The sequence below is a fragment of the Lysinibacillus sp. G01H genome (assembly GCF_028872195.1).
Taxonomy (GTDB): domain Bacteria; phylum Bacillota; class Bacilli; order Bacillales_A; family Planococcaceae; genus Lysinibacillus; species Lysinibacillus capsici.
The window spans coordinates 985,614-1,008,527 of the sequence record NZ_CP118397.1 but is presented as its reverse complement, the minus strand read 5'-3'; the positions used below and the strand labels follow the sequence as shown (position 1 = coordinate 1,008,527).

20 protein-coding genes and 1 other annotated feature are annotated in these 22,914 nt (G+C 38.7%); of the genes, 2 read left to right on the top strand and 18 right to left on the bottom strand.

The window, feature by feature from the left end; genetic code table 11:
* Window positions 1-212: 212 nt before the first annotated feature.
* Window positions 213-1,001 carry an MBL fold metallo-hydrolase gene (locus PSR12_RS04835; protein WP_009373531.1) on the top strand — a complete coding sequence of 263 codons (789 nt, stop codon included), beginning with the start codon at window positions 213-215 and terminating at the stop codon, window positions 999-1,001.
* 77 nt (window positions 1,002-1,078) lie between these two features.
* Here the strand turns inward: PSR12_RS04835 and pyrE are convergent, their stop codons facing one another.
* From pyrE to PSR12_RS04765, 14 genes are all read right to left on the bottom strand, one after another.
* On the bottom strand, window positions 1,079-1,708 hold the full coding sequence (gene pyrE / locus PSR12_RS04830) for an orotate phosphoribosyltransferase (protein WP_048394623.1): 630 nt from the start codon (window positions 1,706-1,708) through the stop codon (window positions 1,079-1,081).
* 3 nt (window positions 1,709-1,711) lie between these two features.
* Window positions 1,712-2,416, bottom strand: coding sequence for an orotidine-5'-phosphate decarboxylase (pyrF, locus tag PSR12_RS04825; protein ID WP_274771861.1), 705 nt, complete (start codon window positions 2,414-2,416; stop codon window positions 1,712-1,714).
* Window positions 2,416-3,327: a dihydroorotate dehydrogenase gene (locus tag PSR12_RS04820; RefSeq protein WP_274771859.1), complete on the bottom strand. Its 912-nt coding sequence runs from the start codon at window positions 3,325-3,327 to the stop codon at window positions 2,416-2,418. Before PSR12_RS04820 ends, pyrF begins: the two co-directional genes overlap by 1 nt.
* A complete protein-coding gene (locus tag PSR12_RS04815) occupies window positions 3,324-4,097 on the bottom strand; it encodes a dihydroorotate dehydrogenase electron transfer subunit (protein WP_004227355.1) in 774 nt (257 codons plus the stop codon). Before PSR12_RS04815 ends, PSR12_RS04820 begins: the two co-directional genes overlap by 4 nt.
* Window position 4,098: 1 nt before the next feature.
* Window positions 4,099-7,296 (bottom strand): carbamoyl-phosphate synthase large subunit, encoded by a 3,198-nt coding sequence (gene carB, locus PSR12_RS04810; protein WP_221679773.1) that lies wholly within the window; start codon window positions 7,294-7,296, stop codon window positions 4,099-4,101.
* Window positions 7,289-8,389: a glutamine-hydrolyzing carbamoyl-phosphate synthase small subunit gene (gene carA, locus PSR12_RS04805; protein WP_274771856.1), complete on the bottom strand. Its 1,101-nt coding sequence runs from the start codon at window positions 8,387-8,389 to the stop codon at window positions 7,289-7,291. The genes carB and carA overlap by 8 nt, the downstream gene beginning before the upstream one ends.
* A complete protein-coding gene (locus PSR12_RS04800) occupies window positions 8,389-9,666 on the bottom strand; it encodes a dihydroorotase (RefSeq protein ID WP_131521613.1) in 1,278 nt (425 codons plus the stop codon). The genes carA and PSR12_RS04800 overlap by 1 nt, the downstream gene beginning before the upstream one ends.
* A gap of 1 nt (window position 9,667) precedes the next feature.
* Window positions 9,668-10,546 carry an aspartate carbamoyltransferase catalytic subunit gene (locus PSR12_RS04795; RefSeq protein ID WP_274771853.1) on the bottom strand — a complete coding sequence of 293 codons (879 nt, stop codon included), beginning with the start codon at window positions 10,544-10,546 and terminating at the stop codon, window positions 9,668-9,670.
* Between the two features lie 194 nt (window positions 10,547-10,740).
* Window positions 10,741-12,051, bottom strand: coding sequence for a uracil-xanthine permease family protein (locus PSR12_RS04790; RefSeq protein WP_221679768.1), 1,311 nt, complete (start codon window positions 12,049-12,051; stop codon window positions 10,741-10,743).
* A 14-nt stretch (window positions 12,052-12,065) separates the two neighbouring features.
* Window positions 12,066-12,614, bottom strand: a complete 549-nt coding sequence (gene pyrR / locus PSR12_RS04785; RefSeq protein ID WP_004227349.1) for a bifunctional pyr operon transcriptional regulator/uracil phosphoribosyltransferase PyrR — start codon at window positions 12,612-12,614, stop codon at window positions 12,066-12,068.
* A 240-nt stretch (window positions 12,615-12,854) separates the two neighbouring features.
* Entirely contained in the window at window positions 12,855-13,766 is a 912-nt protein-coding gene (locus PSR12_RS04780; protein ID WP_004227348.1) for an RluA family pseudouridine synthase, read from the bottom strand.
* Window positions 13,763-14,242, bottom strand: a complete 480-nt coding sequence (gene lspA / locus PSR12_RS04775; RefSeq protein WP_004227346.1) for a signal peptidase II — start codon at window positions 14,240-14,242, stop codon at window positions 13,763-13,765. Before lspA ends, PSR12_RS04780 begins: the two co-directional genes overlap by 4 nt.
* A 164-nt stretch (window positions 14,243-14,406) precedes the next feature.
* Window positions 14,407-15,975, bottom strand: a complete 1,569-nt coding sequence (locus PSR12_RS04770) for a sodium/solute symporter (protein ID WP_004227344.1) — start codon at window positions 15,973-15,975, stop codon at window positions 14,407-14,409.
* 24 nt (window positions 15,976-15,999) lie between these two features.
* Entirely contained in the window at window positions 16,000-16,335 is a 336-nt protein-coding gene (locus PSR12_RS04765) for a DUF485 domain-containing protein (RefSeq protein ID WP_004227342.1), read from the bottom strand.
* A gap of 202 nt (window positions 16,336-16,537) precedes the next feature.
* On the opposite strand from PSR12_RS04765, the gene PSR12_RS04760 reads away from it, so the two are divergent.
* On the top strand, window positions 16,538-17,743 hold the full coding sequence (locus tag PSR12_RS04760; RefSeq protein ID WP_274771849.1) for an AraC family transcriptional regulator: 1,206 nt from the start codon (window positions 16,538-16,540) through the stop codon (window positions 17,741-17,743).
* A gap of 99 nt (window positions 17,744-17,842) precedes the next feature.
* On the opposite strand, the gene ileS is transcribed toward PSR12_RS04760, so the two are convergent.
* The 4 genes from ileS to PSR12_RS04740 all read right to left on the bottom strand — a co-directional run bounded on the left by ileS (window position 17,843) and on the right by PSR12_RS04740 (window position 22,904).
* Window positions 17,843-20,611, bottom strand: a complete 2,769-nt coding sequence (ileS, locus tag PSR12_RS04755) for an isoleucine--tRNA ligase (protein WP_274771847.1) — start codon at window positions 20,609-20,611, stop codon at window positions 17,843-17,845.
* A 112-nt stretch (window positions 20,612-20,723) separates the two neighbouring features.
* Window positions 20,724-20,947 (bottom strand) — a binding site (T-box leader).
* 96 nt (window positions 20,948-21,043) lie between these two features.
* On the bottom strand, window positions 21,044-21,568 hold the full coding sequence (locus tag PSR12_RS04750) for a DivIVA domain-containing protein (protein ID WP_221679760.1): 525 nt from the start codon (window positions 21,566-21,568) through the stop codon (window positions 21,044-21,046).
* A gap of 95 nt (window positions 21,569-21,663) precedes the next feature.
* On the bottom strand, window positions 21,664-22,452 hold the full coding sequence (locus PSR12_RS04745) for a YlmH family RNA-binding protein (RefSeq protein ID WP_221679758.1): 789 nt from the start codon (window positions 22,450-22,452) through the stop codon (window positions 21,664-21,666).
* A gap of 170 nt (window positions 22,453-22,622) precedes the next feature.
* Window positions 22,623-22,904 carry a YggT family protein gene (locus tag PSR12_RS04740; RefSeq protein WP_221679756.1) on the bottom strand — a complete coding sequence of 94 codons (282 nt, stop codon included), beginning with the start codon at window positions 22,902-22,904 and terminating at the stop codon, window positions 22,623-22,625.
* Window positions 22,905-22,914: the final 10 nt, after the last annotated feature.

Here is a 22,914-nt window from a genome sequence, read left to right as displayed (position 1 = left end):
TAAAAAAATAATTTAACAATTATAATTTATTGCTAACTTACATACTTCTTAATATCTCAAGTTGTTTACTTTTTTCTTTAATTTCAAATATAGAAATACTATTTAGAATATTATATGAGGCAATTACATGTTTTTATGTTAAAATTTTCAATAAAATAGTATTATCAAATATTGTATCAGTTTACGGATATAGAAAAGGGGGGGTGTCAGTTATGGTAAAAATTAATGATGTTTGGTTTACAGTAGAAGAAATAAACAATGAAACATTCGCTATAAGTGAGTATGGACATTGGGAAAAAGTGCATTCCTTTTTATTGTTAGGAGACAACCGTGCGATTCTGATTGATACAGGTTTGGGAATTGATAATATTAATAGAATTATCCTACAATTAACTTCTTTGCCTATTACAGTTATTACAACTCATGTTCATTGGGATCATATTGGTAGTCATGGGCAGTTTGATGATATTTATGTTCATAAAGATGAAGTAGATTGGCTAATTAATGGAATACCTAAACTATCTATCGACCAGATTAGAAGAGATGTTGGCCGTAACATCACGTTACCTACACCAATAACGTTCGATCCATCGACCTACCAACCTTTTCAAGGGCAGCCTTCTGGTGTTCTAGAAGATGGAGATGTTTTGGATATAGGAAACCGAAAGCTTACTGTACTACATACCCCAGGGCATTCTCCAGGACATATTGCGCTTTTGGATTATAAATATGGTTATTTATTCACGGGAGATTTACTATATGATCAAGCGCCTATCTATGCCTTTTTCCCAACAACTAGCCCAGAGGACTTAGTTCAGTCTTTAGAAAGAATCGCTAACTTATCTTCTCTAACAAAAATTTTCGGCTCACATCATACACTAGGAGTTGATCCTTCTATCTTATTAGAAGTAAAAACGGCAGTTAAAATGCTACGTAAAAATAACCTTGTACGATTTGGTACAGGAATTCACCACTTTAATGGCTTTAGTATCCAATTTTAACTTATTTGTTTCCTATTTAACAGGAAGAAAAAACTGTTCCATAGATCATCAACTATGACCTATGGAACAGTTTGCAATTACAGCTCTCCAGCCTTTAACTTTCCATGCCATTCTTTTAAGAATGGAATATCTTCTTCTTTAATAGCGCCTGATTCATTTGCTGCTTCAATCAGATAATCAAAATTTGTTAATGATACGTATTGGATGCCAGCCTCATCAAATGCTTGTTCAGCGCGTGGAAGATTATATGTGTAAACACAAACAACTCCAAGTACCTCACAGCCTGCTGCACGCAATGCTTCTACTGCTGTAATGGAAGAACCACCTGTAGAAACGATATCCTCCACAACCACTACTTTTTGTCCTGCTACGTATTTTCCTTCAATTTGATTACCACGGCCATGCTCCTTCGCTTTAGAGCGTACATAAACCATCGGTAATTCTAAAATATCACTTACCCATGCCGCATGTGGGATACCTGCTGTAGCTGTTCCTGCTACAATTTCTGTCGCTCCGAAATTTTCTTTGATGACAGAGGCTAAACCATTTGCTAATTGTTTACGAATAACTGGATCGGAAATTGTTAAACGTGTATCACAGTATATAGGTGATTTAATACCAGATGCCCATGTAAATAGCTCTGTAGGATTTAATTCTACTGCTCCAACCTTTAACATAGCGTGTGCAATTTCATTTTGTAATGTCATAATTTATGCCTCCCATAATTCACTTACGATTTTATATGCTGCTACTGGATCCTGAGCACCTGTTACAGCACGGCCAACAACGATGAGTGATGAACCATCACGCTTTGCCCCATCAGGTGTTGCTATACGTTTTTGATCGTGTGCAGCACCTCCAGCTAAACGAATTCCAGGTGTGACACGTAGAAACTCATCTCCACACACCTCAGCAATCGCCTTGGCCTCATGGACAGAACAAACAACACCTTGTAAGCCAGCTTCCTTTGTCAGCCCTGCGTAGTGTAGGACAGACTCTTGCAATGAAAGAGCAATTTTTTGTTCTGCTTGCATTTGTTCTTCTGTTGTGGATGTTAATTGCGTAACGGCTATTAGTGCAGGACGTTCTTTGCCTGTTGGTGTTCCTGCTTCAAGTCCTTCTAGAGCTGCTTCCATCATAGGACGTCCGCCCGCCGCATGGACATTAACTAAATCTACCCCTAATTTTGCTAACCCCTGCATCGCAGAGCCTACTGTATTTGGGATATCATGTAATTTTAAATCAAGGAAAATATCATGACCTAAATCCTTTACTTTGCGTACGATATCAGGTCCCTCTTGCATGTATAATTCCATTCCAATTTTCACGAAAAGAGGCTCGTCGAACTTTTTAAGAAAATCGAATACTTCTTTTTCTCCTGGAAAATCAAGAGCTAGTATAGGTTTCGTATTCATCAACGATGGCTCCTTCCAATAATCTCTGTTATATGTTCAACACCTAATGCATCCAGCTTTGCTGGTAATTCTTCAATAATGTTCGGACAAACGAAATGGTCAACAAAGTTAGCTGTTCCTACTGCAACAGCTGACGCACCTGCGGACATAAAATCAATGACATCCTGTGCTTCCGTTACACCGCCCATACCGATTATGGGAATATTGACAGCCTTGTACACGTCATAAACCATTCGTATTGCTACAGGTTTTACAGCAGGACCAGATAGTCCACCTGTGCCATTAGCTATGACTGGCTTACCTGTACGCTCATCTAAACGCATACCAACCAATGTATTAATCATGGTAATACCATCTGCTCCACCTGCTTCAACAGCTAGGGCAATATCAACGATGTTCGTCACGTTTGGTGATAACTTCACATAGACTGGCACTTCTGACACAGCCTTGACAGCCTTGACCAGCTCACGTGCAGTAGCAGGATCTGTTCCAAATTGAATACCACCACATTTCACATTAGGGCACGAAATATTCAGCTCCAACGCTTTAACATTTGAGGCTGTTGAAATACGGCGTGCTACTTCTACATAGTCTGATGTCTCTGTTCCAGCAACATTGGCGATGATGGGCACATTATAATCCTCTAAAAATTTTAATTCCTCATTCATCACTTTTTCAATGCCTGGATTTTGTAGACCAATGGCATTTAACATCCCCGCTGCTGTTTCGGCAACACGTGGCGTAGGGTTACCTGCACGCGTTTCGACCGTTGTTGCCTTAATCATGATAGCCCCCAGTTTAGATAAATCATAAAGCTGTGCATATTCACGACCAAAACCAAAGCAACCTGAGGCTGGCATAATAGGGTTTTTTAAATCTAAGCCTGGTATTTGAATTGTTAAACGACTCATAGTGCCACCGTTCCTTTCGGGAAAACTGGTCCATCAGAGCAAACTTTAACATAGTCTTTTTCAACCTGATCAGTTGTTTTGCATACACATGCAAAGCAAGCTCCAATACCACAGCCCATACGTTCTTCAAATGATAAATAGCCTTCTTTTTCAGGATAAAAGCCTTCTAATGCTCTTAACATTGGTAAGGGTCCACAGGAATAAAAAACATCAAATTCAGGAGCATGCGACTCTAAAACCGTTGTTACAAAGCCTTTTGTACCTTTCGAGCCATCCACCGTAACATAATGCGTTTCACCAAGTGCACTAAATTCATCCTCATAAAAGCAGACATCTTTTGTTTGGAAGCCTAAGACGTGGATTGTTTTCACACCACGAGCATTCAATTGCTTGGCTAGCTCATGTAATGGAGGGACACCAATGCCACCACCAACTAATAGTGCAGTACCTCCCTCTTGCACCGCTTCTACTGGGAAACCATTCCCAATTGGTCCAAGTACGTTGACCAGCTGACCTTCTCGATTTGTTGCCAGAACTTTCGTACCACGCCCCTCAGCACGATAGATCATTGTAAACTCATTGTTGTCTTTATCAATATTTGCAATACTAATTGGTCGACGTAAAAGCGGCTCCAGTGAATCCGACACCTTTACATGGACAAACTGGCCAGGAGTCATCTCCTGAACCAGTTCACCATGAAGTGTCAGTTCGAAAATGTTTGTCGCAATTTGCTTTTGAGAGACGACCGTCATTTTCTCTTGACGTATCATATTAGTGTACTACCTCCGCTTTTGGCATTTGTTCTGCTGTAAATGTCATAGATTCGATAACACGTACCATTGCTTCTGCTGTATCTAAAGATGTTAGACAAGGAACACCATTTTCTACAGACTCACGACGAATTCGGAAGCCGTCACGAGCTGGTTGCTTGCCTTTTGTTAAAGTGTTGACAACAAGCTGAGCTTCCCCATTTTGGATAAGGTCAATCAATGTTTGTCCTTTCGCCCCAATCTTGCCTACTACATCAGTTCGTACGCCTGCTGCTTCAAATGCTTTTGCTGTACCTTCAGTTGCTACAATGCGATAGCCTACTGTTGAGAAGCGTTTTGCTAATGCAATCGCTTCTTCCTTATCTTTATCAGACACAGTGAATAATACTGTACCTTCTGTTCGTATTTCCATACCTGCTGCAACTAAGCCTTTATAAAGAGCTTTTTCTAATGTTGCATCTTTCCCCATTACTTCACCAGTAGATTTCATTTCAGGTCCTAATGTAATGTCTACACGTCGTAATTTAGCGAATGAGAACACTGGTACTTTTACAAATACGCCTTTTTGCTCAGCTGCTAGGCCTGTTGGATAGCCTTGCTCTACAATGGATTTGCCAAGGATTGCTTTTGTTGCAATATTAGCCATTGGGATATTTGTAATCTTACTTAGGAACGGTACTGTACGTGATGAACGTGGGTTCACCTCGATAACAAATACTTCGTCTTGTGAAATGACATATTGGATGTTCATTAAGCCGATGATGCCTAGCCCCTTCGCAAGACGAGTTGTATAGTCAACTAATGTATCTTTTTGTGCCTGTGTTAATTTTTGCGGTGGATAAACAGAGATTGAGTCACCAGAGTGAACTCCTGCACGCTCGATATGCTCCATAATTCCTGGTATTAACACATTCTCACCGTCACAGATAGCATCTACTTCAATTTCCTGTCCTGTTAAGTAACGGTCTACTAATACTGGATGATCTGGAGATGCCTCTACCGCGTTTTCCATATAGTGCTGTAATTCTTCTTGGTTATAAACAATTTCCATTGCACGTCCACCAAGTACATAAGAAGGGCGGACAAGCACTGGGAAGCCTAGACGCTCACCAATGGCAAGAGCTTCCTCTGTAGAAACCGCTGTTTCTCCTTGAGGTTGTGGAATATCTAATTCACGTAGCGCCTGCTCAAATTTATCGCGGTTTTCTGCACGGTCAATATCCTCAAGAGACGTACCTAAGATTTTCACACCATTAGCAGCTAATTTATCAGCAAGGTTAATAGCCGTTTGACCACCGAATTGAACAACAACACCAATTGGTTGTTCTAAGTCGATAATATGCATAACATCCTCAATTGTTAATGGTTCAAAATATAATTTATCGGAAATTGAGAAATCTGTTGACACTGTTTCTGGATTTGAGTTAATGATGATCGCTTCATAACCTGCTTCTTGAATCGCCCATACTGAGTGTACTGTGGCGTAGTCAAATTCTACCCCTTGGCCAATGCGGATTGGACCTGAACCGAGTACCACCACAGAAGGTTTTTCTGACTTAATCGATTCATTTTCGTCTTCATATGTGCCATAGAAATATGGTGTTTCTGATTCAAATTCTGCTGCACATGTATCCACCATTTTATAGACTGGCATAATACCATGCTCTTTACGATAAGCATACAATTCTTCTGGTGTTGTTTCCCAAAGCTCAGCAATTTTCTTATCTGCAAAGCCTAAACGTTTAGCTGTTCGTAGTACGTCTTTATCATTCTTATTGTCAGCAAGCGTTTGTTCCATATCCACAATATTTTTAAATTTATTTAAGAAGAATAGATCGATTGCTGACCATTCATGAATTTGTTCAATTGTTACACCTCGACGTAAAGCTTCACCGATGAAGAATAGACGTTCATCCCCAGCCTTGCGAATACGTTTTTCAATCCAAGAATCTGAATTTTCTTCAGCATGTTTTAACTCTAAGTGTACTTGACCTGTCTCAAGAGAACGAACCGCTTTTAGCATAGCTTCCTCAAAAGTACGACCTAAAGCCATTACTTCACCAGTAGCTTTCATTTGCGTACCAAGATTACGTTTAGCAGATTCGAATTTATCGAATGGCCAACGAGGAATTTTTGCTACGATATAGTCCAGTGCAGGCTCAAAACAAGCATACGTTGAGCCAGTTACAGGGTTCTTAATTTCATCTAACGTTAAGCCTACTGCAATTTTAGCGGCTAGCTTAGCAATTGGATAACCTGTTGCTTTTGATGCTAATGCAGATGAACGAGAGACACGTGGATTTACTTCAATCACATAGTAATTAAAGCTGTATGGATCAAGTGCAAGCTGGACGTTACAGCCACCTTCAATTTTTAATGCGCGAATAATATCGAGTGAAATATTACGTAGCATTTGGTTTTCACGATCAGATAATGTTTGCGTTGGTGCAACAACGATTGAGTCACCTGTATGAATCCCTACTGGGTCAACGTTTTCCATGTTACATACAACGATGGCATTGTCAGCTGCATCACGCATTACTTCGTATTCAATTTCTTTATAGCCTGCGATTGATTTCTCTAATAGACATTGCGTTACAGGTGAATATTTTAAACCTGATGTCACAATTTCTTCTAAGTCTTGATCGTTGTAGCAAATACCGCCCCCTGTACCACCAAGTGTAAAGGCAGGTCGAACAATGACAGGATAGCCAATTTTCGCAACAAATCTTTTCGCTTCATCTAAGTTATGAATAATATCAGATTCAGGAACTGGTGCTCCTAACTCATACATTAAATTACGGAATAAATCACGGTCCTCTGCTTTATGGATGGCATCTAATTTAGTACCAAGGATTTCAATCCCAAGCTCATCTAGAATACCTGATTTGTCTAATTCGATCGCCATATTCAGGCCCGTTTGACCACCAAGTGTTGGTAAAATCGCGTCTGGGCGTTCTTTACGTAATATACGTGATACAAAATCAAGAGTAATTGGCTCAATATAGACTTTGTCTGCAATTTCTGTATCTGTCATGATTGTAGCAGGGTTTGAGTTGATTAAAATAACGCGGTAGCCCTCTTCTTTTAATGAAAGACATGCTTGTGTTCCTGCATAGTCAAATTCTGCTGCTTGTCCGATAACAATTGGGCCTGAGCCGATTACTAAAATAGTTTCAATATCTGTACGTTTAGGCATGTTGTTTCCCCTTCCCTGCTTCTACTTCCATCATTTCGATGAATTCATCAAATAAGTGGTTTGAATCTTCTGGACCTGGTGATGCTTCTGGGTGATATTGCACTGTGAAAATTGGATATTTTTTATGACGCACACCTTCACATGTTCCATCATTTAACGCGATATGTGTTAATTCTAAATCGGTATCTTTTAATGATTCAATATCGATGGCATAGCCATGGTTCTGAGATGTTAAATCTGTACGACCTGTGCGTAAATCTTTTACTGGATGGTTACCACCACGATGTCCAAATGGTAATTTAAAGGCTTTCGCACCACTTGCTAAAGAAAAGATTTGATGGCCTAAACAAATACCGAACATTGGCACTTTTCCAATTAAGTTACGTACTGTTTCAATGCCTTCTTGAACATCTTCAGGATTTCCTGGTCCATTCGACAGCATGATACCGTCTGGATGCCAAGCTAAAATTTCCTCAGCTGACGTATTATATGGTACTACTAGCACATCACAATCACGTTTGTTTAATTCTCGTAAAATCCCATGCTTCATTCCATAATCAATTAGGACAACTCGTTTACCACGTCCTGGAGATGGGTAGGCCGCTTTTGGTGATACTTCACGAACATGGTGTGTAATGGCTGGCGTTGCTTTTAATTGTGCCACTATTTCATCTACATTTACTTCTTCATCAGCAGCTGTCAAAATCGCTTTTACTGAACCTTTACTACGAATAATACGTGTTAATTTTCGTGTATCAATCCCTTCAATTCCTGGGATATCCTTTGATGTCAAATAGTCATCTAAAGTTAAATCACAGCGGAAATTTGAAGGATTTTTAGCTAATTCACGTACAACAAATCCACGAATTGCTGGCGTAATCGATTCAAAGTCATCACGGTTAATGCCGTAATTACCAACTAAAGGATAAGTTAAAGTGACAATTTGTCCATAGAATGAAGGATCTGAAATCGTTTCCTGATAACCCGTCATGCCTGTTGTGAATACAACCTCACCTTGTGAAGCGCGCTCGCTACCAAATGCTGTACCTGTAAATACTGTGCCATCTTCTAAAACTAGTAAACGTTTTTTCATTACTCTGCCTCCTGATATACGATATTGCCTTCAAAAATCGTTAGTACGGGCCAACCCTTTGCCACCCAGCCGTTGAATGGTGTATTACGACCTTTTGATACAAAGCCTTCTGCATCAATCGTTTGTTCTTTTTGAATATCAATTAAAATCATATCAGCTGAAGCACCCACTTCTAATGTGCCATATGGCAGATCAAAAATCTCAGCTGCTTTCACTGTCATCCAATCAATTAATTGTTTTAACGTCCACTTTCCTGTTTCTACAAACTGTGTATAAAGTAGTGGGAAAGCTGTTTCGAAACCTACAATACCAAATGGTGCGCCAACCATACCGCAGCATTTTTCTTCTACTGTGTGTGGCGCATGATCTGTTGCAATGCAGTCGATTGTACCATCAAGTAGTGCTGCATGTAGAGAATCTTTATCATCAGCTGCGCGTAATGGTGGGTTCATTTTCCAATTAGCATCATCAGATGGAATATCCATCTCTTCTAGCAATAAATGATGTGGACAAACTTCTGCTGTAACACGGATTCCCGCAGCCTTTGCATCTCTTACCGCACGCACTGATTCCTTCGTCGATACATGACAAACATGGTAACGAGCGCCTGCTGCTTCTGCAAGTAGTACATCTCGTGCAATTTGTACGGATTCACAGATGGAAGGTATTCCTGGGAGGCCTAGCTCTTTATTACGCTTTCCTTCATGCATCACACCATCATAGATTAATGAGTTGTCCTCACAATGCGCTACAACGACCATATCGTGCTGGGCCGCATCTTTCATTTGCTCATACATCGTTGAGGCTAGCTGGATACCAACACCATCATCTGAGAATGCCACTGCTCCATGTGCTTTTAATTCTTCAATATTTGTTCGAACCTCACCCGATATATCCTTTGTTAGGGAACCGTATGGGAGTACTCGAATAACCGCACTGTCCTGAATGAGCCCATTGATGAGTTGCATGTTTTCAACCGAATCAGGTACTGGCTTTGTATTAGGCATTGCGCAAATTGTCGTAAAGCCACCTTTTGCTGCTGAAGCCGAGCCTGTTGCAATGGTTTCCTTATGCTCAAATCCTGGCTCTCGTAAATGTGTATGAACATCGATAAAGCCTGGCGCTACGATTAAACCATGTCCTTCAATCAGTTCTGCACCCGCTACAGTCACATCTTGACCAATAGCCGTAATCTTTCCGTCTGCCATTGCAATATTGACTGTCTTCAATTCACCTTGTTCATCTAGCATTTGTACATTTTGAAGTACCTTTGTCATGTTATTCTCTCCCCTTTAAAATGGTTTCCATAATAGCCATCCGTGTGTAAACACCGTTCCGCACCTGTTCAAAAATTCGAGAGCGATCACACTCAACTAACTCAGAGGCAATTTCAACATCACGATTGACGGGTGCTGGATGCATAATAATGGCTGATTCTTTCATTTGCTTTTCTCGTTCAATTGTTAAACCAAACTCTTGATGGTAACCTTCCTTTGAAAAGCTTTTATTTACTTTATGACGTTCATGTTGCACACGTAGTAACATAATGACATCACTTATTTCGATCAGATTATCCCATGAATGATGCGCTTCAAAACCGCCAGACCATTCTTCTGGACAAAGGAATTGAACATTTGCCCCTAAATTTTGTAATGCTGTTGCATTTGATTTCGCTACTCGACTATGAGAGATATCTCCTGCAATAGTGACATTCAACCCTTCGAAATAGCCAAACTCCTTTTTGATGGTATAAAGATCCAATAAGGATTGTGAAGGGTGTTGCCCAGCACCATCCCCTGCATTAATAATCGCTACATTAATACCATCCAGCAGCTCATTGTAATACTCATCTTCTGACGCTCGAATGATGACAGCATCTAAACCAATCATTTCCAACGTTTTGACAGTATCGTACATCGTTTCCCCTTTCGTAACACTTGAAAACCCTGCATCAAAAGGGATAACATGACAGCCAATTTTGTATTCTGCCATTTCAAAGCTTGTTTTTGTGCGAGTACTTGGTTCAAAAAATAAATTGGCCACTTTGTATGTGCGAGATAACGATGATGTTTCACCATTTTCAAATGCTTGCGCAAGATCTAGGATTTGGTTAATCTCTTCTGTTGTTAAATGTTCCATCGATAATAAGTTCTTCATCATGTGACCTCCATTAGGTTGTGAATCGTGAACGTCTATATATGACGTTCTCTTTATATAAAGTAAAAGCCCCGTTGATGTCATCAACGAGGCATGAGGAGGCGTGACAAACTACAGCAAGACATATATCCTACTTCAGCCTGTCCACAACTTCCCTTTTTTTGCCTCTCTGGACAATTCATTAAAAGGTACTACTATGAATCTTTATTTTGATTGTATTGTACGGGTATATCAGCTTCTTTTTTACCTGGTAGAATCGCATTCAATAGCACACCAATAATCGCCGCTAGTGCCATTCCTTCAACACTCAATGATTCTGAGATAACAAACTTGGCACCGCCAATACCAATGACTAAAATCACTGAAGCAATTACTAGGTTACGACTGTTACCAAAATCAATATGATTATCTACTAGCATACGTAAGCCACTTGCTGCGATAATTCCGAAGAGTAATATGGAAACTCCACCAAGTACTGCGGTTGGAATCGTTGCAATTACTGCCATTGCTTTCCCGAAGAATGATAGTAAGATAGCAACCACTGCTGCACCTGCAATAACGTAAATACTGTATACTCTAGTAATGGCTAGTACACCAATATTTTCACCATACGTTGTTTTCGGAGGACCTCCGATTAAAGCACTAACAAATGTGCCAAGTCCGTCACCTAGTAGCGAACGGTGTAGTCCTGGCTCTTTAATATAATCCCGATCTACTACTTTTCCTAATACCAGTTGATGACCAATATGTTCCGAAATTGTTACAATTACGATTGGTACCATGATAAGTAGAATTTTTGTTGTTATTTCAAACTCATAATGCACACCTGGTATTAAGAAATCAGGCATTGCGAAGAATTTTGCTTTGGCAATCGGTGTATAGTCTACTATGTCGATCAGCATGGAGTAAATGTATCCTACAATTAGGCCCATCAAAATTGGCATAGTGCTTAAAATTCCTTTAAAGAAAATCGTAAAGATGATAGCTGTAAAGACCGTAACTAAAGCAGCTGAGAAGTGTAAAAAGCTATACTCTCCATTGACGTTCATCGCCATATTCACAGCCGTACCAGAAAGTCCAAGCCCAATTACCATAATTACTGGACCTACAACAATCGGTGGCAAGATTTTCATAATCCACTTATAACCACTTTTCCAAATGATTAAGGATACAATTCCGTACGTAATGCCGACAGCCATAGCACCGATCATGGCATTGCCTGGATTTACACTTGAACCGTCTTCATTTAAACCACCTGCAGCAAGTAAGATTGGTGCAATAAAGGCGAAGGATGATCCTAAATAAGCTGGTACCTGAAATTTCGTAATTAATAGGAAGAATAATGTAGCAATTCCGCTTGTTAAAAGGGCAATCGCTGGACTAAGACCAACTAACTGCGGTACTAAAATCGTTGAACCAAACATCGCAAACATATGCTGGAAACTTAATGTCACTAGCTGGAGCGGAGTCGGTTTATCCTTAATATCTAAAACTGCATTTGACATACTGTTTCCTCACTTTATTGTTCGTCTTCTTTGTAAATAATGACGCAATCTTCTCCGTCTACTTCTTGTAAATTGACAACAATGCGCTCAGAGCCAGAAGTTGGAACGTTTTTTCCCACATAGTCTGCTCTAATTGGTAGCTCTCGATGTCCTCTATCTACTAGAACAGCTAGTTGAATTTGTGCAGGTCTTCCTAAATCCATTACAGCATCTAGAGCTGCACGTACTGTTCGACCTGTATAAAGTACATCATCCACTAAGATGATTTTTTGATTTTTCACTTGATACTCGATATCAACTTGTTCTACATGTGCTTGTTCGTTTTCATGTTTCGTTGTTAAATCATCTCGGTAAAGTGTAATATCAAGTTCCCCTGTACGAATCGGTTTACCTTCAATTTTTTCAATTCGCTGCGCCAAACGTCTGGCTAGAAAGGCACCTCGTGTTTTAATGCCAACTAAAATACATTCATCGATTCCTTTATTACGTTCAATAATTTCATGGGCTATACGTGTTAATGCTCGTGTCATTGATGGGCCATCTAATAATTCATTTTGTGCCATATTCGTATCCTCCTCTCTTCAATCTATTATCGGCCATGTGTCCATAAAAAAACCTCTCGAGGCGAATAGCCTGAGAGGGTTGTATACGTGTCGAAAAAGCATGTTGGAAAAATTTGCAGCACAAATTTCCACAACACTATCACATGTCCCTTCTCAGCCTCTCTGGACTGCCATTAAAGGTGAATATTTAGTTAAGTTGTTCATTCACTGTCGTTAGTATAGACTTTCTTTTCGTATACGTCAATGCCTATTTCGTAAATCATTTAATAATTGTTCATAATCAGCTGGAAGTGGTGTTTCAAACTCCAAATATTCTCCAGATGAAGGATGATCGAATCCTAAAGTCGCTGCATGTAACACTTGTCCCCCAAAGTCGATTGTCTTTTTCGGGCCATATTTTGGATCTCCAACAAGTGGGAAACCAATATAATTCATATGCACACGTATTTGGTGTGTACGTCCTGTTTCTAAACGACATTCCACGAGCGTATAGTCACCAAAACGTTCAACAACTTGGAAGTGTGTGACAGCATGTTTACCATTATCGACAACTGCCTGTTTTTGGCGATCTTTTTGGTCACGTCCAATTGGTGCATCAATTGTCCCCTTATCATGTGCAATATGCCCGTGGACAAGAGCAATATATTTACGAGTAACTGTTTTATTAACTAATTGATTGACTAATGATTCATGAGCCGTATCATTTTTAGCAACCATCAATAAGCCCGATGTATCTTTGTCGATACGATGGACAATCCCAGGTCGTAGTACACCATTAATCCCAGATAAGTCTTTACAATGATACATTAACCCATTTACTAGTGTACCTCCCATATGGCCCGGTGCTGGATGTACCACCATACCCTTTGGTTTATTCACAACAAGAACATCTGCATCCTCATAAACAATATCTAAATCTAAATTTTCCGGGACAACATCCAATTCTTCCACTTCTGGTACATCAATAGCGATGATGTCACCAGCTTTAACCTTATATTTTGCCTTTACAGCATCACCGTTTACTTTAATGACTCCATCACTAATCCAGTTCCCAATTTGCGTACGTGACCACTCAGATTGTAAGCTGGAAAGTGCTTTATCAATGCGCTCTCCTTGCTGCTGTTCTTCAATTGTATATGTTACTTGCGTCATTGTTTCACCTGTTTCTTCTCTTTTTTATCTTCCATAATTAAGCCAATCATCAGCACGACAACTGCTATTGTTAATGCAGCATCTGCCACATTAAAAATAGGGAAATCATAATTAATAATTGGAATTAAAACATCTACAAAATCGACCACTTCTCCTCTAAATAGACGGTCAATAAAGTTACCTACTGCACCACCAAGCAAGAGCATTAAGCCAACTTGAAAAACAGGCTTTCCCTTTGCTTCTTTATGATAAAAATAGACAATCGCACAGATAACAGCAACTGTGACAATACTAAACAGCCACATTTGCCCCTCTAGCATCCCCCATGCTGCCCCTCTATTTCGATGAGACAAAATACCAAACCATGGGTCCCATACAGCAATGCGTTCAGCATATTCCATATTTTTCACAATCAGCCATTTTGTCCATTGATCCAGTAAAACGACAAAAGCAGCTAATCCATAATATTTATACACAGACATTCCTCCGTTCACTCAACATCTTACCTATTCTACCATAACAGTACCATTCACAATAACTAATATCATATCTAAATATGGCTGATTCTAAATCTCTCCAAGAAATATAAAAAGGCTATCCCTATTACGTTTAAGCAATAGAAATAGCCATAACTTATTGATTAGACAGTTTCAGATTCTTTTGAATGTACTCGCTTCATGAAGTCATTAACATCTGCAGGAACTTTGCGATCTATTAATGACACGATAATAACAGATAAGAAGCCCACAGGCACTGTCACAATACCTGGAATTTTAAACTGCAAGAAGCTTGGTAATGTTCCTGGTAAAAAGATCATCCACATAGACACGCCAAGTCCTATTAATAATCCTGCAATGGCTCCTTTTTCTGTCATGCCTCTCCACCAAATACCTAAAATGAATATTGGTGTAAATGTACTTGCAGCGACAGTAAAAGCGAGCGCCACTAAATGGCCAATGGATGCATCCTTTACAAGTAAACCCAATGCTCCATATAAAATACCTAATAATACAATAGCCACTTTCCCAGCAATCACTCGTTGTTTTTGTGTAATATCCTTTTTCATGATATTGGCATATAAATCATGAGCTAGTGCACCTGAGCTTGTAATAAACAACCCTGAAAGATTGGAGAAGATCGCTGCAAATGCTCCCGCTATAACTAATCCTAGTAGCCATTTGCCCCCTAGTGCAAGGGCTGTAGTAGGAATAACCATATTATTACCACCTAGCACTAAATCACGCATAACTTCCTCACTAGCTGTCCCGGAAATGAAAATAGATCGACCTACAACACCTAAATAAACAGCTAACAAGAAGAACGCGCTTGCAATCCCAATGGCCATGAGTGCAGATTTACGGGCTGCTTTAGCACTTGGATTTGTATAAAAGCGCAATAATATATGTGGAAGTCCAATTGTTCCTAGCGCTAACCCAATCGTCATACTAATTGTTTGCCAGAACGTGGGGAAATAGAAGCCCGTGCCTGTCCAAGCAGCACCATCAAAATTGATATCATTGCCATCTAAAGCATATGGTGAAGTGCCTGTGATTGGACCACTAAATGAATGGATAGCTGCTAAAATTTTATCATAATGTAAACCGCCATAAACTGCTGCAATTAACATCACGATAAACGCACCAAGACGAATCCACAACTCTAATGCTTGGTTGATGGTTGTTCCTTTCATACCACCAATACCTACATAAAAAATCATAACAACACAAGTAAATATAATGCCGAATTCATAAGAAGTACCGAAAAACATACTTAAAATTTGTGCAGCACCTAATAATTGGGGAGCTGCATAAAATCCAGAAATTGCTAAAACCACCGCTACCGCTACAAGTCGTGCTCGTCTACTATGAAAACGATAACCTAAAAAATCTGCAACGGTAAATGCACCAAAGCGTCTTAAAGGACCTGCCACAAAAATCGCTAATAATGTTAACCCAATGGAGAAGCAAAAAGCATAATAAGCACCATCATATCCAAGTTGAAATGTTAACCCTGCGATGCCCAGGAATGTTGCTGCACTTAAGTAATCCCCACCAATGGCAGAACCATTTGTAAACCATCCGAAACTTCGGCCACCTACAAAGAAATCCGATGCTGTTGCATTTCTTTTTGTTAAATACGTAATGTATACAATTGTTCCCATTAAAGCAATGGTCATTAACATCTTTGGTTCTAATAGAGCTTCCATCATTCAACATTTCCCCCTTTATTCCAACTATTTATTTGCTATATCGTATTTTTTTAGACGTTTCTCGTACATGGCCGTATGAACATATGCAATAATAAATGCCATAGCCATCATTACAATCGTTGTCACAAACCATGTGACTGTCATACCACCCCACATCTTCTTAAACGCAAATGCTGGCGCAAACCAATTCATAACAGGGATACTAAAAATCAAAATAAAGTAAAATATCGATAAACCTAAACCTGTTGTAAATTCATCTTTCATAATTTTGTTTGTTGTTGCATCTAAAGGTGGTAGATCTTTCACATCAATTGTTCCTGCTTCTACATAGTCATAATCATGACTGCCTACTTCTGCCATAAGCTAACTCCCCCTTTTCTGATAAATGAATAATTGTCTGAAATTTCAAATTATTATTCACTACAATTATTCTATTCTATTTCCACTTCAATATAGATATAAAATATTGCTGTATTAGTACAAAAAATTGCTATTTTAAGTTAAAATATTTTTATCTTTTTATTCGTAGGGGGCTGATAGCATTTTAAAGGTGGTATGGTATATGGAAAGCTCATTTGACAAGCAGCAAATGAGTGAATGGTTAAAAGGGGTTTTACCAAACGCTTTAGAGGAATGTAAAGTGCCAAAGCCAGAAGATGAGGTCATGATTGTCTATGAAGTCAATCGGTTATTTGATTGGGTAAAGATTAATCGATTAAAAAGAAATTATCCTAATAGTATTATTGTCCCGTTTGTTACAGAACACCTTACCTACTCGACTGGTATAGCAATTGAATTAGCTTTACCTGCACTTCTCATAAAACCATTACAAAAATCAAAATTTTTACGAATCGTAAAAAAGCTGTATACGTCCTATCAGGAAAAAAAGGCGAGTACACTTACAATGCTTGAGCTATCACAACAAGTATCCCAACAACATACCTCTCCATTTAGGGAAGCATTTTTAAAACGCCTGATCCGTGGAGAAATTGACAATGAACAAGAAATAATACAATCTGCTTCATTTTTATCTACAAGCTGTATACCTAATATTGTATTTTTAATTCAAGGCTATATTGATGGGGCTAATAAGAAAGCTGTCCCACAGGATGCAAGTAGTAGTATTACAACTGTTTTTCGTCAGCACTTTGCTGAGAAAGCCTCATTATCCTTTTTACATTTTGAACGCTATTTATTACTTCTTATGCGAATTCCTAGTGAGTACAACTCTTTCAAACATTGGACCGAGGGTGAAGCCTGTTTATTAGAGGTTATCGAGACCCTAAAAAGGGATTGTTCTATTCATCTTTTTATGGGGGTTGGGGGTGTATTTCAGGATGCTATGCAAGTGAAGGAATCCTATAGCCAGGCTAGAAAAGCCCGTAGAAAACCACCTATCCATAATATACACATCAGATATTACGAAGATTTAACAAAGCATGAGCAGCTTCAAAAAGCTATTCAGTATATTGAAGAACATTACGACGAACAACTGACCATTCGTGATGTTGCAAAATATATTAACTTTAGCCCAACTCATTTTAGTAGACTATTTAAAAAAGAAACAGGTCGCAATTTTGTTGACTATGTTGCTTATACACGCATTATCAAAACCTTACCTTTTTTACGTAAGTACGACTACACCATAGAAAAAATCTCCTCCATCTGTGGCTTCAATACACCAAATTACTATAGTTTAACATTTAAAAAATATGTAGGTATCTCTCCAACAGACTATCGCAATACGACAGAAATTTTATTTAAATAATAGAAAAGAATCTGCAAAACTTCCATGAAAAAAGCAAGCCTCCATCAAGGAGACTTGCACATCCTCTACATTAAAATGCAGATTCTTGTTATTTATAGATTAAACGTAATACTTTTCTACAACCTCTGCACAGCGAGCACATACTGTAGGTTGTGCTTCATTTGAACCAACTGTTTCAGAAATTGACCAGCAACGCTCACATTTCTCACCTGTAGCCTTCTCAACAACAATGGAAACATGCTCAAGTGTTAAAGCTTCAGCAGGTGCCTCTTCGATGGTAGCTACCTCAAAAGCTGAAACGATGGAAAGTTGTGCAAAATCAATGTTGGCATCTTTCAATAATACGACAACATCTTCTTTCGCATAGACAGTGACTTTTGCTTCAAGTGATTTACCAATTGTTTTCGCATTACGTGATTCCTCTAATGCTTTTAAAATATCATCGCGTACATCAATAATTTTTTCCCATTTTGTACGTAGGCTGTCAAAATTCGCTTGATCATCTACCTCTGGGAAATCTGTTAATTGAACAGAAACTTCTTCTACAATACCTTGAGCATGTAGATAAGACCACATTTCATCCGTTGTATGTGGGATAATTGGTGTCATGATTTTTACCAATGTCATCAATGTATCATAAATAACTGTTTGCATCGCACGACGATCCTTATTGTCATGACCCTCGATATAGACTACATCTTTGGCAATATCAAGATAGAATGAAGATAACTCTACAGCAACAAAATTATTGACTACATGATAGACAGCAGCAAAATCATAGCGATCATAGGCAGCACACACAGTTTTTAAGACATCCTGTAAGCGCATATACACATATTGATCCATTTCACGAAGCTCAGCATAACTTACACGATCTTTCTTAGGATCGAAATCAGCAATATTGCCGTGTAAGAAACGGAAAGTATTACGAATTTTACGATACACTTCAGATACTTGCTTTAACATATCCATAGAGATGCGCACATCTGCTGTATAGTCAACAGAAGCAACCCATAAACGAAGTATGTCTGCTCCATACTGATCCATTACTTTTTGTGGAATAATCACATTCCCTAAAGATTTACTCATTTTACGTCCTTCACCATCAAGAACAAAACCATGTGTTAAAAGTCCTTTATATGGTGCATAGCCGTTAATAGCTACAGATGTAATAAGAGATGAATTAAACCAACCACGATGTTGGTCAGAGCCCTCTAAATAGAGATCAGCTGGGTATTTCATACCACGCTCTACTAGTACACCTTGGTGTGATGAACCGGAATCAAACCATACATCCATAATATCATTTTCTTTTGTAAATTCGCCGTTCGGGCTACCTGGATGTGTAAAGCCTTCTGGTAATAACTCTTTTGCTGTTTTTTGGAACCAAATATTTGATCCATTCTCACGGAATAATGCTGAGACATGACTAATTGTTTCAGGCGTAATAATAGGTTCACCATTTTCAGCATAGAAAATCGGAATCGGCACACCCCACGCACGTTGACGTGAAATTACCCAGTCTCCACGATCACGAATCATATTATAAAGACGAGTTTCTCCCCAAGCTGGTGTAAATGCTGTTGCTTTTACAGCTTCTAATAACTCCCCACGGAATGCTTCAACAGATGCAAACCATTGTGGTGTCGCACGGTAAATAACAGGCTTTTTCGTACGCCAGTCATGTGGATAGGAGTGCGTAAAGAAATCAAGCTTTTCTAAAGCTCCTACTTCTTTTAGTTTTTCTGTAACAAGTTTATTTGCATCATTATAAAACACGCCTTCAAAGCCAGGTGCTTCATCTGTATAACAGCCACTATTATCAAGAGGGCTAAGAATACCTAAACCATACTGTTTACCAATATGATAATCGTCTTCACCGTGCCCTGGTGCTGTATGAACACAACCTGTACCCGCTTCAGCAGTTACGTGTTCACCTACCATGATAAGCGATTCACGATCATAGAATGGATGTTGTGCTACAATACGATCTAATGCCTCACCTTTTACTTCTTGTACAACCTCATAGTCTTCCCATCCAAGCGTAGTTGCTACTGACTCTAATAACTCTTTGGCAATGATGAATTTTTTAGTAGCCACAGCAACTACTACATAGATAAATTCAGGATTCAAAGAAATCCCTAAGTTTGCTGGTAATGTCCATGGTGTTGTTGTCCAAATGATAAATTTAGCATCTGCTGGAACAATGCCCTTCGCATCCTTGATAGCAAAGCTTACATAAATGGATGGGGATTTGATGTCCTTATATTCAATTTCAGCTTCCGCCAAAGCAGATTCAGAAGATGGAGACCAATAAACCGGTTTTAACCCTTTATAGATATATCCTTTTTCCGCCATTTTACCGAATACTTCAATTTGACGTGCTTCAAACTCAGGCTTTAACGTAATATATGGATTTTCCCAATCACCTCGAATGCCTAGACGGCGGAATTGGGCACGTTGATTGTCAATTTGCTCATAAGCATACTCTTCACAAAGCTGGCGGAATGCTGCTACTGACATTTCTTTACGTTTTACACCTTTGTTAGTCAATGCTTGCTCAATTGGTAAACCATGTGTATCCCAACCTGGAATATAATTGACATGGTAGCCAGTCATTGAACGATGACGTGTAATCATATCCTTCAATACTTTATTTAGAGCATGGCCGATATGGATATCACCATTTGCATAGGGAGGACCATCATGCAGAACATATTCTGGTCGACCTTCAGTACGTTCCATCTGTAATTTGTTAATATCCATGCCATTCCATTTTTCTTGCATTTTTGGCTCATTTGCCGGTAAATTTCCACGCATTGGGAAATCTGTTTTTGGCATTAATAAAGTATCTTTGTATTCAACCATTAAAATTCCTCCTTTATTTTACACAAACAGGTAGACATTATTCTCATAAGACAGTTATTGGCAAAATTATCTAAAACGATTCGGAAACAAACAAAAAAAGCCCTCAATCCCACTAAGGGACGAGAAGCTTCTACTCGCGGTACCACCCTAATTGTAGTACAAAAAATTGCACTACCTCTTAAAAGCACGTTTAACGTCGTGCATCACGAAATAACCTACTTTTTTCAGTTATTTAGCTCAGAAGTGATGTTCAATGCTAGTTGTATGTTTGGGCTCTCACTGTCCCCAAATCGCTTAACAACGCCTAACAAATACTGTCTTCGTCTCTGCTTTTATGCATATCTGTTCAAAATAATTACTATTACAAAGTATATGAAATTCAAACAATCGCGTCAAGTTTCATTTGACAATTGTAACAATTAAAAAGAAAAGTTAAATATCCTCAGAATCCTGTGCTTCATCAACAGATGCTTGAATTTCTGTTAAATCAATATCATATTGCAGCAAATGATCCCAGTCATCTGCATTAAGTAAATCCAACTGTGCTTCTACGAGCATCTTGAAACGATTACGAAATACCTTAGATTGCTTTTTAAGCTCATCAATTTCAATCGTCACCTTACGAGCCTTCGTCAACGCTTCATTGACAATTCGATCAGCATTTTTTTCAGCTTCTTTTACGATGAGCTTTGCTTCTTTTTGAGAATTTCTTCTCACTTCATCAGCCGCTTCTTGTGCAACGACAATAGATTTCTGCAAAGTTTCTTCTAAGGAGTTGAAATGTCTCGCTTGTTCTAAAGCCATCTCTAATTGCTTATCAACCTCTTTTTTTTCACGAAGCAGAATTTCATAGTCTTTAATAATCTGATCTAAAAATTCATTTACTTCATCTTCAGCATAGCCTCTGAAGGCTTTTGTAAACTCCTTATTATGTATATCAATAGGTGATAATGGCATACAATCCTTCTCTCCTTTACATGTACATTCGTAATTCCTATTATACAATTGTTCCGACAACTTAGCAGTAAAAATTAATGAAATTTACTTCACTTTCAGCTTTTTTGGGCCAATCGACCGACTTGAAGACGGATTTTATCTTTTTTAGTTCGGCCTTCAGTCATAATAATTTTCACCCGACCACTTCCACGTATCGATAAAATATCTCCTTCTTGTAATTCAAAAGCAACTGTATCTCTTTCTGTCCAATTTACACGAACCTTTTTCCCAGTAATTAAAGTTTGCGCTTTTTGGCGTGATACATTTAATACAGTTGCAATAATTACATCTAAGCGCATGGAAGATACTGTATGGGATTCCTCCAACCATTCTTCCTCATTTACAATAAGGGAATCCGCTTCTTTTAAAGACTCAATATGCACCTTAACTTTACCAATACCTGTTAAATGTAACCGAACATATTCTGCTACCTCTTGAGCTACAACGAATTGCACCTGCTGATCATTTACACGAATATCACCAAATTTGCCACGGTTTAAGCCTAATGAAAGCAACGCACCTAAAACATCAGGATGTCGTAATTGGACAAATTTCACTGGATATTGAATCGTAAATGCCACTAACTGAAAGTCTTCTTCTATCGCTTCATAATAAGAAGGAAAAATAAGCATACGCTGCCTCTCTGCCTCTTCAAATAAACCTGTGCATGCAGTTTGTAGGGTATCATCTTGCCCGATAATCGATGTCACAATAAAACGCTGTCTTGGATCAAGAAAATCTGTCAGCTTAGGCGCATAACGATCTTCAACCTCACGCTGCCAGCTTATTACCTGTTCAATAAAGGGCTGTTCATCTTTTCGAAAATGCTGGATTAAGTGTTCCATCTTGTTGTCTCCTCTTTCACTAGTTCCATTTTGCTTTGTTAGTTGGAAACTTAGTATTCCCAATTAATGACGTTGGGACGTCATTGTTTTAATATTTTTTATTAGTCGCTTTAGTAGCGGAGAAAATTAAAATAAATAAAAAATCCCCACCAAAACGTGAGGATTTATTTCTAAGCGAACATAAAATATAATTTCTGAATGACTATATAAAGCCCTCTTTCTATAAAATTCAGCATAAAGATGGCCACAATTGGGGAAATATCAATCATACCAAGAGGAGGAATGAATTTCCTAAAAATCCCTAAATATGGCTCACAAACTTTTTCAAGCATGCGACCAATGGCTGAATTTTGAGCGGCAGGCACCCAAGACATTAAGATATATGCAATTAGCATGAATGAATAAATCTTAAATGCTAATGATACATAACCAAGTATAATAAAAAAAGTCATATAAACTACA

Excerpts from the sequence above, each read along its gene's own strand:
- PSR12_RS04740 (WP_221679756.1), bottom strand. The coding sequence starts at position 22,904 with ATGACTTTTTTTATTATACTTGGTTATGTATCATTAGCATTTAAGATT.
- PSR12_RS04765 (WP_004227342.1), bottom strand. The coding sequence starts at position 16,335 with ATGGCAGAAGTAGGCAGTCATGATTATGACTATGTAGAAGCAGGAACA.
- PSR12_RS04795 (WP_274771853.1), bottom strand. The coding sequence starts at position 10,546 with ATGAAGAACTTATTATCGATGGAACATTTAACAACAGAAGAGATTAAC.
- PSR12_RS04790 (WP_221679768.1), bottom strand. The coding sequence starts at position 12,051 with ATGTCAAATGCAGTTTTAGATATTAAGGATAAACCGACTCCGCTCCAG.
- PSR12_RS04835 (WP_009373531.1), top strand. The coding sequence starts at position 213 with ATGGTAAAAATTAATGATGTTTGGTTTACAGTAGAAGAAATAAACAAT.
- PSR12_RS04800 (WP_131521613.1), bottom strand. The coding sequence starts at position 9,666 with ATGACAAAGGTACTTCAAAATGTACAAATGCTAGATGAACAAGGTGAA.
- PSR12_RS04760 (WP_274771849.1), top strand. The coding sequence starts at position 16,538 with ATGGAAAGCTCATTTGACAAGCAGCAAATGAGTGAATGGTTAAAAGGG.
- carA (WP_274771856.1), bottom strand. The coding sequence starts at position 8,389 with ATGAAAAAACGTTTACTAGTTTTAGAAGATGGCACAGTATTTACAGGT.
- PSR12_RS04780 (WP_004227348.1), bottom strand. The coding sequence starts at position 13,766 with ATGACGCAAGTAACATATACAATTGAAGAACAGCAGCAAGGAGAGCGC.
- PSR12_RS04815 (WP_004227355.1), bottom strand. The coding sequence starts at position 4,097 with ATGATACGTCAAGAGAAAATGACGGTCGTCTCTCAAAAGCAAATTGCG.
- carB (WP_221679773.1), bottom strand. The coding sequence starts at position 7,296 with ATGCCTAAACGTACAGATATTGAAACTATTTTAGTAATCGGCTCAGGC.
- PSR12_RS04745 (WP_221679758.1), bottom strand. The coding sequence starts at position 22,452 with ATGGAACACTTAATCCAGCATTTTCGAAAAGATGAACAGCCCTTTATT.
- ileS (WP_274771847.1), bottom strand. The coding sequence starts at position 20,611 with ATGGTTGAATACAAAGATACTTTATTAATGCCAAAAACAGATTTCCCA.
- PSR12_RS04770 (WP_004227344.1), bottom strand. The coding sequence starts at position 15,975 with ATGATGGAAGCTCTATTAGAACCAAAGATGTTAATGACCATTGCTTTA.
- pyrR (WP_004227349.1), bottom strand. The coding sequence starts at position 12,614 with ATGGCACAAAATGAATTATTAGATGGCCCATCAATGACACGAGCATTA.
- pyrF (WP_274771861.1), bottom strand. The coding sequence starts at position 2,416 with ATGAATACGAAACCTATACTAGCTCTTGATTTTCCAGGAGAAAAAGAA.
- PSR12_RS04820 (WP_274771859.1), bottom strand. The coding sequence starts at position 3,327 with ATGAGTCGTTTAACAATTCAAATACCAGGCTTAGATTTAAAAAACCCT.
- PSR12_RS04750 (WP_221679760.1), bottom strand. The coding sequence starts at position 21,568 with ATGCCATTATCACCTATTGATATACATAATAAGGAGTTTACAAAAGCC.
- pyrE (WP_048394623.1), bottom strand. The coding sequence starts at position 1,708 with ATGACATTACAAAATGAAATTGCACACGCTATGTTAAAGGTTGGAGCA.